Consider the following 12,727-nt stretch of genomic DNA (forward strand, 5'->3'; position numbering starts at 1 on the left):
GCCGACAGCTGTAATTACAGGGTTCGATAAAACGCCGCGAACGGCTACGCTCGCGGCGGTTTATTGTGCAGGCTCAGCCAGTCAAGGCAGCTGTTCAGTCACAGACGCCAGCGTGGCGATGGCGTCGCTGTCCTGAACGGCTTCAAACGCCAGCAGCCATTGCTCCAGCGCGACCAGGTATTGACGACCCGACACACTGAGGGCCAGCTCGCAGGCGCTCTGTTCCTGGGCGTTGCGCACGATCAGACTGCGGCCACTGTCCGGATCGGCGAGCAGCAACTCGTCAGCGACCCGCGACATCAACCAATGCCCACACTCCCCAACGTCGAGCACCAGCAAACCTGGCTCCGCCGTGTCGCTGCCTGACGGACGCCGCACATCGACGACAATGCAATCCAGACGCTGCCAGCCATCAGCCGAAATCCGATAGCCCTCCGTGTGCGAACCAAAGCTCAGGATCAGCTTGTCCACGCCGTCCACCAGCAATGGCGAGACCTCGGTGAGGTCGTCGCTCACCTGCAGCGCCATGATCTGTGCTTCACGCTGAGCATGGCTGCCTGGCAACCAGACGCCATCGAGCGTCCCGGCACTGAAAAGCAATACGTCAATCGGGTCGAGCAGTAGCGGATTGTCTGTATCGCGCGTACCGAGGAACGTCGCCCATTGGCCATCGTCCCGCGCGGACACATCGAACAGCCGATTCAGCGTCGGCACGTAATATTGGTAACGATTACCGGTATTTTCGATGGGCAGGAAGGCGGCATGGGCTTGCCCGTCCAGCAACTGCTTCAAGCGCTCGCACAATTGCGCAGGCGTTTCGCCGAGACGACAGGACCAGCGGTTTTCCGTGCCGACGATCCGCGCCGGTTGCTGATCCTGCAGTTGCAGCGTCACGCCTTCGCGGGTGCGCCCGAGCAAGCCATCGCCCCGCGGCAGAACTTCGCCGAATGTCCACGATGACCAGACCGGTTCGGCCTGTGGCAAGGCCTGGCGATGCTGCACGATGCTGCTATTGCCGAACGCCGCGCGAGCTTCGTCGATGGACACCAGCGTCTGCCGCCAGAGTGTTCCGGCTTCGGTATCCAGCAGCCAGACGGCCTGCCGGTCCGGCGTCAGGCCCAGTAATGTCAGCTCGCGTTTGCCAGGCGTTTGCGCCAGTATCAGCTTTTCGTCCACGCACCACGCAGCCAGAAAGGGCTGGTTTGCCTGGGCGCGTAAACCGATGATGGCAAATGCTGCGCTGTTGTACTTCCTGGCCAGCGCCGGCAGTGCGGCCAGCCAGTCGGGATGTTGTTGCAGCCAGCGCTGGCCGAGGCCGACGAACTGCAACACATCCCTGTCTAGTTCCGATAACCAGTTATCGTTCTTGCCGTCCAGATCGATCTCGAACAGTCGCCCATCACTCAACGTGGCGAGGTAGCTATCGCCGACACGTCGTACATCAACCACATCCCTTGCCAGCGCTTGCTGCACGAACACACTGTCGCGCAGTTCGATGCCATGGCTGAGCATCTGACGTTGCTTGCTGAAGAACAGCAGTGCTGTGGCCGGATCAGCGGATCGTGGCATGAGCAACACTCGGTCCGCGTCACTGTCAGGGTCTGCGCGGAAATAGCGCCCGTTTTCCGCTGCGATCCAGGCTCGCTCGAGCAGTTGATCGAAAGAATAAGCCTGCGCATGAATATACGGTGCGTAGCGCCAGGTGCTGATGGCAGGAGCCATGCCGGGGGTTCCGTCGGTATAGGCGCGAGGCGGTTTCTGGCGATGTCGAAAAAACGCGATCCGGCTGCCCTCTTCAGGTTTGAGGAGGGAATTTTCCAATCCGGGCGACCATAGAGTGATGTCGGTCAGCGTCACGCTCTTGTCAGCCAGATGAAACTCCAGCGTGGTCCGCACGTTAAGGTTTTCCGGTTCAACCAACTGCTGCGAGACACGCAGAGTGCCGTCTGCGAGTTGCCCGAAAGCAGTGATTTTTGTGCCAGATTCCAGACTCGGCAAACGATAGCGCTGCACGACTTGCCCGCTGAGCACAGCGACGCGCCAGACGGTGGCGTGATCGGGATGATAAAACCACGCTTCATCGGCAGTGGCGGCGCCCAGCAGCAAGCCATCGTTCACCGCGCCGGGCAGATTGCGCGCGTACAACAGGCGTCTGCGCGGGCCATCGTAAAAAGCCGTGGTCCTCAGCGTCTGGCTGGCCGGAGTGAACGGCACGTTGAATCGCTCAAGCCGCAGATAGCCGGCCGCCAGACGATCCTCGTCACCCAGTTTGCGCAGTCGCGCAAGGACATCGCGCGGATGGTTGATCTCGACAAGCGTAACGGATACCAGGCGCAATGCATTCTGTTGCCAGTCCAGTTCGTACAGTTCCCCCCCGGCGAGTTCGATCAGCCCCTCGAAAGCCGACAGCACGATGCCGTCAACCGTCAATTGGCGCCCCGCCAGATGTAACCGTGGGCCGTCGTCATCAGCAATCACAGCATCAGCAAAGTTGACCTGCTCGAGATTGGCCCAGGGCGCATGCACCAGCCATTTGCCGAAGCCGTTGAATGTCACTTCGCGCAAACCGGGAGTCAGGCGTAACTGACAGTGCCCGGGCGTGGCGGTGATTTCATAGGAAAGTTTTTGCTGCCACTCCACCGGCAGCGTCGGGACCGCCAACTGACGAACCTGATCGTTGATCTGCACGCGGATCGTGGTCGGTTTATAGACCGGATGCAGCTTGTAGAGAATGTGTTTGAGCGACGGCGTGCTGTGCAGATAGAAACGCCGGTTGCCGTGTTCATCGTATTCGAGCTTGTCCGCCGCACTGTTGCGCAATTGCGGGTAGCGGGTGTGGATACGCTCGTCCCGTTGCGTCGCTAGCATATCGCCAAGGTCGGCGAACGGATGAAACGCTGCGTACCAGTGCGGCTCGGCATGTTCACTGGAGCTGCGCGGTTCAACCCGCTCGCCCGCCGATGGCTCATAGACATAGCCGGCGCCCCCCAGTTGATATTCGTAACCGTAATAGCAAAGCGGCGTGCAGGGCAGCACCACGGTATGCAGCGCAGCATCGTCGCGGATATCCAGTGTTGCGCTCTCGGCCAGACCGAAGGCCTGGCGAATGTTCAGCGAGCGGTGAATCTGCTTCGGGTCATCGTTGTACTGCGGCAACTCCAGCGGGCCACCGCCCCACGGATAAAACCGCTGGCTGTCGAAACGGATCTGTCGGTTTTGCAGGTCAAGTTGGGTAATGACGGCTTCGGGCGGAAACTGCAGCGTCCCGTCTGCAAAGGTAAAAGCGCCTGGCTGGTAAGCGTTGTAAATGGCACGCAAATGCTTGCCGACCGCAGTGGCCTTGTCGGCGATTTGCCCGAGATTGCTGGCTATCGCGGTAGCACCGATGCCGATACCGAGCAACGGCACGGACAGAATGGCCGCCGCCGCACCGACCGTTCCTCCGACCGCCAGCGCGGCAATGTCCAGCCCCAACGCCGCCACGTTGAACGCCAGCGAAGTGGAAAAACGAGAGCGCTGCTCGTGGTTCTGCGCCAGCGAAAGGTTGTAGATGTCGAAGCCGATGTTGACCAGCGAGAACGCAAAGCCGACACCGGTAGCTGCCGGCCCGAGCACGCGGCCAGCCAGTGACGACTGACGCAGCAGCGCTTGCTCACTGGCGGCCACCTGCCGCACCAGGTTGATCACCTGAGCGGTATCGCTGACCACACCGAACCCCAGTTGGGCATAACTGACGTAGACCTGCACTTGCAAAGCGATCGACAGAGCTGGCAACTGATCGCCAGCCTGGTAATCGCGCTGGCGCATTTCGGTGATCAGGGTCTGGATCGCAAAGGCAAAACTCAAGCGACTGCCGCCGTCAGACTCGGCCGAAGCCAGCGGTTTTGCCGCTTTGACCAACTGCTGCAGATGCGCTTTGAGCTTGTTGAAGCGCGGGTCAATGGTGCTGACCGTTCGCGCCTGATGCGGATGTTGCGCATCGGCCAGCGTCAGCGAAAAAGCGCCATCCGCCTGCGGCTTGAGGGTGTCGAGCAACGGCAGATATCCGCGCCCTAGCGAGTGTTCACTGCGCAACTGCTGCGTCGCTTCGCCAAATGCCTGCGCCCAATACCGCGCGTCCACCTGCGCCAGGCTTGTGCCCATGCGCGCGTTTTCGCTGAGCGAGCGCTGGCGCGCCAGCGCTTGTCTGGCCCAGACCGAGGCACGTCGCGAATCGCTCGAAGGCGAGTGTAAAAAGCTGTCTACGCGCAACCCCGCCGACAGCTTGCGCGCGGCGATTACCTCGGTGTTCAGCTCGATCACATTGAATTGCGCACCCGCCATGTCACCCAGCCCGTAGAGCCTGGCCAGCGCGCTATCGCCTGCACTCAGATAACGCTCCATGCCGAGCCTGGCCTGGGCACCTGTGGCGAACCCGTAAATGGCGAAGTTCGGATCGTAGAAGCGGTAGACGAACCGGCCGTCTACTTGCACCTTGGCCATCAACAACGCGTGATCGCCGGTGTCGAGCAACAGGACGGTAGAAGCCGTTTTCGCCTCCAGCTGCTGCATCAGCGAGTCCAGATTCTGCACGCCAAGAGGCCTGCCAATGGTGTTGGTCGGGACAGTCCGCAATTCGTTCAGCGCACTGAGCAACGCCCGGGAACTGGTGTGTTCAGGATCGATGTTGGCCGTAGCGACATGCCCGACCAGCGTGCGCTCGGCCGACTCGCCGGCGACCACTGCGGCGCCCATCAACAGCGCCAGCGGATAACACCGTCGCCCTGGGTCGCTGGTCGTCTGCATCAGCAAATCCTGCGACAGTTGCCGGGCCGAGGTTGCGCCGGCACTGATGAATATTTCTCGAACTTGCGCACTGTGCTGAATGATCCGGGTGCGGTATTCACGCTGCGCGGTGCGCTTGATCTGCCCGATACGTTCGCCCCACTGCCGCACCGTCAGCGCTTCGAAGAGCGCCTGGACCTTGAGTTCGCGCGCCGTCAGCCGAGGATGCGCCTCACCCCGCGCCAGCGCCGTCTCGAATTCCGGGCGCTGATGAATGGCTTTCTCGATGGCGTCGAAACGCGCGAAAGTGCCGTCGCCATCGGTTGCCACGGCAAGCTCACGCACGCTTTTCCAGACATCCGCAAAGCCCGCATCGTCCAGACTGCCTGCTCCGAAAATCCCACCGAGCGTGACCCGCTGAAGCGGACTGAGTTGTTGCAGCGGCAGGGCGTCATGGGCAATCCGACTGAACAGTTCGTTGAGGTTGCTGGACGTTTCGGCACCATGGGAAACCGGCAGCTCGTTCTGCGATTGCGCAGCAATCAACTGCCGCGTGTCGAAGCCGATGGCGAAAGCATCGGTGAAGCTGATTTCACCGCTGAGTTTTTCGCGCATGGCTCGGATAAAGGGCTCGCCCAGGTCATCGACCCATCGCTGCAGGACCGACGTCAGTAAAACCGCCTTACCACCCACCACCGGCCAGCCCTGCTTGAACGTCAGCGTCTGTTGCGGTTTGAGCAGATCCGCCAGTCGCCCGGTATAACGCGACTTGAGTTTGCCGCTGCGCCATTTTTCCTGCTCCTTGGCCAGCCATTGCGCCTCGTCGTCATTGACGGTCCAGCCGGAGATCATTTCCTCCTCGGTATGGACGTTGTAGCCCTCTACCAGTTTCAGATGATTGCGAATCTGATCAATCTGGTCGGGCAGCAAGTGCTCTTCGATGTATTTGGTCAGCCCGGCTGCCGCTGCACCTGGCCCGGTAAGCGTGATCGTGCTGCGCGCCCCAACCCGGATCCCGTCCTGATAATAGGAATGGATAGCTTCGATGAGCTTGCCTGCGGCGAAATGGATCGGTGAGGCTGGAAACCGCTGTTGCGCGAGCATTTCATTAACGACGTTCTGGATAATCGCGACCACCCGCCCCTCATCTTGGGTATCGACGCCGGCGGCTATCACACGACGCTCCACCTCCAGCAGGCAGTCATAGTTCAAGCGGATCATTTGCATGTACGCCAGGGTCATGCCACTTCTCGCGTGGGCAAGGATGTGCGCGTTCATTTCGCCCGTCACGGCAACACCGTGAGCTGTCCCCAGACGCATCGCATCCCGCGGTACGGAGCGCTCCCTGGGGGTGACAAAGATTTCCCCGACTCGATGATTGTCGCGAGCAAACGTCTGCAAGGCTTGCAGATCCGCAGCAGGAATAGTCCCGACTCTGTCGAGATAGCGATGGCGGTCGCGACCTGGCATCAGTGACTTGTCGTTATTGAGCAACACCTGCAATACGCCAATACGTTGTTCTTCGCTGTACCCACTTATATCGACGCCGCCCAACTTTTCAGCCAACGGCGGTAAGTAATCCATGTCGCTGTAACGACCGCCCTCCAGGTATTGCGCCTGCAAGCGCACGACATCACTGGCGGCGGCGAAGTTGCCACGCATCGCCACTTCACGCTGATAAACATCGGCCAGAAAATGCCCGTGAAACTCTTGACGAACGTCGCGCAACTGCAAGTCGCCGCCGGCCATTTGTTCATGGGTCTGCAAACATTGCTGGCGAAAGTTCTCCAGTGTCACCCGGTCTTTACCGTAAGCGCGCACCATCAAATCGATCCGGGCCTGATCGGCTTTGCCTTGCCATTGTGGTTGTTGCAGAAACTCGAACATCTCGCGTTTCAGGACTCGCGCACGATCTTCGATCATCTTTGCCAGCGCACCGGGGCGGCTCACGGTGTCGCCGCCCGACTCCATTGCATCCACTCGCGCGCTTTCGGAAATGACCCGATTCATTTCGAAAGCCAGCAAGGCATCGCTGTCGTACCAAAGATTGAACTGGTAGCCCTCCGTGGCCAGAACCTGGCGCCAGACATTCATGTAATCACGCTGGATAGCGCCGACCTGACTGCCGCCGACCCAGACAAAGTGCATTGTCTTCGGCACTGGCGTGGGCAGGTCACTGAGCATGCTTACCGTTGCTGCCAGGCGTGCCGCGTAATCGCGCAGCCTGGTTTCGATCCGATCAATGGCCGCCGGCATGGGCGTTGTCTTGCGCTTGGCCAGACGTTCGAAGTTGTCGAGGAAAAGCGTTACGACTTGCAGTTTTTCAGTGAACTCCGAGGCCCTGCTGACCCTCTCGTAAAGCGCTGCCAACTCGGCATATTCGCCAGTAGTGGAAAACTCCTTCAAGGCGCGTTGCAGCGCTGAGTAATCGTCGGCAGAAATAAAATCCGCCTCGCCGACATACTGTTCCATGACACCCATTAGCCTTCATCCCTGATTCATTAAAGTGAACCTGGACGAAGTTATGCCGCCGACGCAACGACTTCAAAAAACACAAAACTCAAATGATTACTGGAGAAACATCGAATAACAGTCACGTGGCTGACGCGCACCATCCGGCAACATATAAGTTGCCCACCAGTCATTACCCGGACAGCCAAAGTGGCGTTCTTGACGCATGCATCGTCCGGTTTCAAAAGGAAATATTCAGACAGGCACTTTGACCGGATGTCACGCCGAGACAAGTTGCTTACAACTTGCCTCGGCGCGCAAGTCAGGAAAGCGGCTTTTCGCCGTACCAACGCGGCGTATAAACCCATTCACCACCGCTGGCGCGGGGGAAAGTGCAGGTGGTGGAGGAGCCGATCAGCACCATCGTGCGCATGTCGACCTGATCCGCCGTCAGCGCGCCGAGGGTGGTGGTGCGCAAGGTCTGGCCCGGACGTCCGATGTCGCGGCCCAGCACGACCGGTGTTTCAGGGGTGCGGTGCTGCGCAACGATCTCCAGCGCCCTGCCCAATTGCCACGGTCGAGCACGGGAAATCGGGTTATAGAACGCCAGGGCCAGATCCGCTTGCGCAGCGAGATCCAGACGTTTCTCGATGATCGACCACGGCTTGAGGTTGTCCGACAGCGACATCACGCAGAAATCGTGGCCCAGTGGCGCACCCGCCTGCGCGGCGGTGGCCAGCGACGCGGAGACGCCGGGCAGGATTTGCAGGTCGACGCTGTGCCAGGCCGGGTCGCTCGATTCGTGCAACGCTTCAAGCACCGCGGCGGCCATGGCGAACACACCGGGATCACCCGAGGACACGACGATTACCGAACGCCCCTCGGCGGCGAGGCGGAAGGCGTGACGGGCGCGCTGCATTTCTTCGCGGTTGTCGGTGCAATGCTGCACCTGATCGTCGCGGAAAGGGCCGGCCATGCGCACGTAGGTTTCGTAGCCGAGCACGTCGGTGGCGCGCGCCAGTTCGGCCTTCACCGCCGGCACCATCAATTCGGCAGCGCCGGGGCCGAGGCCGATCACGGCGAGACGACCGCGAGGACGGCCGACTTGCTCGATGTCCAGCGGCTCGGCGGCCACTGCAATGGCCAGATTCTGCACGAGGTAGATGTGCGCTTGCGGTACGGCAGCCAGCGCGACGGCCTGCAGATCACTTTGCGCCGCGACAAAGCGCAGCGGCACGTCCAACTCCTGCGCCGCTTCGCGCAATTTTGCCGAAGCCATTTCGCTGTCAGCCGCCAGCAGGCAGGCCAACGATTGCACGGCGATTTTCGTCTGCTGCAACGCGCTGCGCACGGCATTCGCCAGGTCGGCTGTTTCTGCACTCACCGCCACCGCGACGCTGCGCGGGTAAATCAGTAATTCATCGGCGCTCGCTTGACGCTCGGCACTGCCGACATGAATCGCGCGTTGCGCCTGTGGGTCCTGCGGCAACTGCGCCTGATCCAGCCACGGCGCCGCGCCTTCGATGCGCACGCTGTGGCCGGCGAGCAGGTCGGAGACAAAGCGCTTGCCCGATTCCAGATCGCCCAGCGCATAACCGCTCGGTGGATTGAGCAGGCAGGTACCAAAGCGCAACTCGCCGCTGGTGGTGATCGCCGCTGCGACCTGCAATCCGGCAGCGATGTCCCGCGCCATGACGTTGACCCCGCCGAGGCCGCCCAGCAACGGCACTACCGCGCTGCCATCCTCGGCGACTGCGAGTACGGGTGGCTCGGCGCCCTTTTCCAGCAACAGCGGCGCCAGCGTACGAATGACAATCCCCGCCGCACACAGGGCAATGATCGGCGTGGCCTGCTGATACAGCGCGCGCAGGGTCGCGCCGAATTCCTGATAGGTGCAATCGGCACCTTCTACGCGCCCGGCGAGGCCGTGAATCTGCGCCGCCGGATACACCTGCTGGATGCGCCGTGCGGTAGCCAGGCTGCCCTGACCGAGAATGACAATGGCGGGAGTGATCGGCGTCATCAGCCTTGCCACCGTTCGCCGGGCACGATGATCAGCGAGAAGTATGGCGAGGACATCGGCTCGACCTGATCCATCGGCACGATCTTCTGGTTGGCCATTGTCGCGCGCTCGACATACAGCGCACGCTCAGCGAGGCCGAGTTCTGCGAGTACCTGACGCACTTTGGGAAAGTTGCGCCCAAGCTTCATGATCACCGCCGCGTCGGCATCAGCCAGGCGGCGTTTCAGCTCTTCGTGCGGCAACACACCGGACAGGACCGACAGGCTTTGGTTGCGATACACCAGCGGCGCACCGAGCACCGAAGCGCCGCCGAGCATCGAGCACACACCCGGCACCACTTCGGCCTCGTAACGGCTGGCGAGGCGATCATGCAGGTACATGTAAGAGCCGTAGAAGAACGGATCTCCTTCGCAGATCACCGCGACGTCGCGCCCGGCGTCCAGATGTTCGGCGACCGCCACGGCAGCTTCGTCGTAGAAATCGCTGATCACCTGCTCGTAGGACAGCGGTGCCGGCAACGCTTCGGTGGTCACCGGGTACACCAGCGGCAGCAGGTTCTGCGCCTCGACCAGATGCGCTTCGATGATGCCGAACGCGTTGCCCTTTTTGCCTTTGGCGACGAAGTACGCCACCACCGGCGATTCGCGCAGCAGGCGCAGGGCTTTGACGGTAATCAGTTCCGGATCACCGGGGCCGACACCGAGGCCGATCAGACGTCCTTGGGCCTGCATCATTCCACCTCCGTGGCGAGCGCGTTGACCGCGGCGGCAGCCATGGCGCTGCCGCCGAGGCGGCCCTGCATGATCACGAACGGCACGCCACGGCTGTCGGCGGCGAGCGCGGCTTTCGATTCGGCGGCGCCGACGAAGCCCACCGGAAAGCCGAGAATCAGCGCCGGTTTCGGTGCGCCGGCATCGAGCATTTCCAGCAGATAGAACAGTGCAGTCGGCGCGTTGCCGATCACCACTACGCTGCCCTCAAGGTGCGGACGCCACAGCTCCAGCGCCGCGGCAGAACGGGTGTTGCCCAGCTCGCGAGCCAGATCCGCCACGCTGTCATCACGCAAGGTGCAGATCACCTCGTTGTTGGCCGGCAGGCGCGCACGGGTCACGCCTTCGGAGACCATCCGCGCATCACACAGGATCGGCGCGCCAGCCGCCAGCGCATCGCGCCCGGCCTTGCCAGCACCCTCGGAAAATTGCAGGCCATCGACGGCTTCGACCATGCCGCAGGCGTGGATCACCCGCACCGCGAGTTTTTCCAGGTCGGCCGGAATGCGCGCCAGATTGGCCTCGCGGCGAATGATCGCGAAGGAGTTGCGATAAATCTCCTGACCGTCGCGGATGTAATCAAGCATCAAGGGGGCTCCGGGCGCGGGCGGCGAGCAAGGTCGCGGCCGCTTCAATAGTAAGGTTGCAGGCGTGCAGCGCGCCGAAACCCGGCAACGCTGCATCGCGAAAATAGAGATCGTAATGACCGGGACTGACGGCCAGCAGCGTCGCCGCGGCACAGTGCGCCGCCGCGCAGGAACGCGCGCAGCCGCTCAGATGCACCTCGACCGCTGCGGGCAACAGCGTCGCCAGTTGTCGGGCGTCGCCCTTGGTGTCGGCCAGACCTTTGCCGCAACCGCTGGCACCGGTGCAGGCGATCAGCCGCGCCAGCGGTTCAGTGGCCTCGGTCAGCAGACCCAATGCCTGTAATCGACGCAGCACCTCTGTAGCGTCCGCCGCCGTGACATTCGGCAGCAGTAGGCTTTGCCAAGGCGTCATGCGCAGGCTGCCATCGCCGAACTGACGGGCCAGTTGCGCGGCACCGCGCAGCATCATCGGATCGAGGCGGCCCAGCGGCGGCACCGCGCCGACATACACTCGCCCGGCCATGCTTTGTGGATGCTCGCCGATGTGCAGATCGTCCTGCACAGTCTGGCGCTGCCAGCCACTGATGGCTTTGACCGGCACGCGGCTTCTCAACTGCTCAAGAAATGCCAGCACGGGAAGTTCTTCAAGCACATGGCGCATGCGGGTCTGCTCGGGACGCGCCAGGTCGAGAAACAGTTCCAGCACCGCCACCACCAGCGCGTGGCCGTTTTCCACCGCCACTGCACCCAGCGCACGATCGGTCGGGCAGCCGGCCAGGCCGAAGGCCAGCCAGGTTTCGCCGTCACGCTCGAACGCCGACAACCATAAGTCGTGGGCATGCTCGAGCATCGCCAGCGCCTCGCCGCCGTCCAGTTGCACAGCGAATTTGGCGCTCAACTCATGGAACCGCGGATGGCTTTGCAGGGTGTCGAGGATTTGTTCGGCGAGGGCGCGGGTATCGAAGCGCATCTGCCGATCGATCCCGGCGGTGGGACTGAGCATCAGATTGCGCACGTCGTCGCCGGCAGCGGTACGTGGGCCAAGGCTGGCAGCGAGCAGGCTGTCGATCAATGCCGCCGACTGCGCGCCGATTCCGCGAATCTGCAGATTGGCGCGGTTGGTTGCCTCGATCGCGCCGCTGGCAAAGCGTTCTGCGGCGTCTGCCACGGCGTCGGCCTGATCGGCGCTGATCGAACCGCCGTTGAGTTTGATCCGGCAGATCCCGCCATCCAGCGCCTGGACGATACGCAGCAACCCCGGACAGGCCGAGGGGCGTAAAGCGGTGGAAATCGGGCGTTCGTTCAAGGGGCTGACCGGTTGCGTGGCAAAGGCGCTTCGCAAGCGAAGGCGCGGTATTATGCCTGCTTTGTCCGCCGGCATGAAAAGTCTGCCCGTCGGAACGCAACATGGACGGGCAGACACACTGGCTGAGCGCTCGAGCTACAGCGGCTCAGGTCAAGCCAATGATTTGCTCCAGACACCGCTCTCCCAATAACGAAAGTACCGCTGCCCGGGAAAAATCATAATCTTCCGGCTCCAGCAGCGCCTTGCTTGCGCTGACAGACATGTTGCCGGCTATGGCTCCTCCACTGAAACGACGCTCAATAGCCGACGCGTCCATGAGGCCGACTGCCTGAAAGCAGATGACCACCGTAGTGATACTGGCTTGCGCAGAGACGAGCGTGAGCAGGAAACGGACCCACTTGTCCTGTTTCACGACATGCTTTTCAAGCACTTCGAGCGCAGCAGGTGTTTGCTCCAGTTGCAAACCTTGAAGCCAGTCATCGGCGATAACAGCCATATCCGGATTCGCACGGTGCATGGCCTGCTGCGCCAGTTCCAGCACGTTGAAACTGGACGGCATTGGCACGGGAAAATGTATCTCCGGTTCCCCCAGCAACAGTGCTCCGGTCACACTCATCGCCCTGTTTCTGGCCTGCGTCCATAAACTGGTCGCCGAAAGATCCGCTACGTTGCGGTCGGCCACTGTTTGTGCGTAAAGCAGCGCATTCAGTACGTCAGTCTTCTGCGCATCAGGCAACTCGCTTGCCACCAGAACCAACGTTCCAGCGCAAACGAATGCATTACAACCCAGTCCGGTACTCATTTGGCTTCTCCTGAAAAGCCAGAG

Annotated in this window: 6 protein-coding genes; all 6 read right to left on the reverse strand. The window is 61.6% G+C overall.

From position 1 onward, the window contains the following. Nucleotides 1-81: 81 nt before the first annotated feature. The 6 genes from ACGSLL_RS09305 to ACGSLL_RS09330 all read right to left on the reverse strand — a co-directional run bounded on the left by ACGSLL_RS09305 (nucleotide 82) and on the right by ACGSLL_RS09330 (nucleotide 12,703). On the reverse strand, nucleotides 82-7,245 hold the full coding sequence (locus ACGSLL_RS09305; RefSeq protein ID WP_394505163.1) for a TcdA/TcdB pore-forming domain-containing protein: 7,164 nt from the start codon (nucleotides 7,243-7,245) through the stop codon (nucleotides 82-84). A gap of 292 nt (nucleotides 7,246-7,537) precedes the next feature. Continuing rightward, nucleotides 7,538-9,238 carry a precorrin-3B C(17)-methyltransferase gene (gene cobJ / locus ACGSLL_RS09310; RefSeq protein ID WP_394505166.1) on the reverse strand — a complete coding sequence of 567 codons (1,701 nt, stop codon included), beginning with the start codon at nucleotides 9,236-9,238 and terminating at the stop codon, nucleotides 7,538-7,540. Further along, nucleotides 9,238-9,972, reverse strand: a complete 735-nt coding sequence (locus ACGSLL_RS09315; RefSeq protein WP_394505168.1) for a precorrin-2 C(20)-methyltransferase — start codon at nucleotides 9,970-9,972, stop codon at nucleotides 9,238-9,240. The genes cobJ and ACGSLL_RS09315 overlap by 1 nt, the downstream gene beginning before the upstream one ends. Continuing rightward, nucleotides 9,969-10,595, reverse strand: a complete 627-nt coding sequence (locus tag ACGSLL_RS09320) for a precorrin-8X methylmutase (protein ID WP_332765075.1) — start codon at nucleotides 10,593-10,595, stop codon at nucleotides 9,969-9,971. Before ACGSLL_RS09320 ends, ACGSLL_RS09315 begins: the two co-directional genes overlap by 4 nt. Next, entirely contained in the window at nucleotides 10,588-11,886 is a 1,299-nt protein-coding gene (gene cobG, locus ACGSLL_RS09325; RefSeq protein WP_394505897.1) for a precorrin-3B synthase, read from the reverse strand. The genes ACGSLL_RS09320 and cobG overlap by 8 nt, the downstream gene beginning before the upstream one ends. Nucleotides 11,887-12,046: 160 nt before the next feature. Beyond that, nucleotides 12,047-12,703 (reverse strand): hypothetical protein, encoded by a 657-nt coding sequence (locus ACGSLL_RS09330; protein WP_394505171.1) that lies wholly within the window; start codon nucleotides 12,701-12,703, stop codon nucleotides 12,047-12,049. Nucleotides 12,704-12,727 lie beyond the last annotated feature (24 nt).

The organism is Pseudomonas retamae (assembly GCF_043496865.1).
Lineage (GTDB): Bacteria > Pseudomonadota > Gammaproteobacteria > Pseudomonadales > Pseudomonadaceae > Aquipseudomonas > Aquipseudomonas retamae.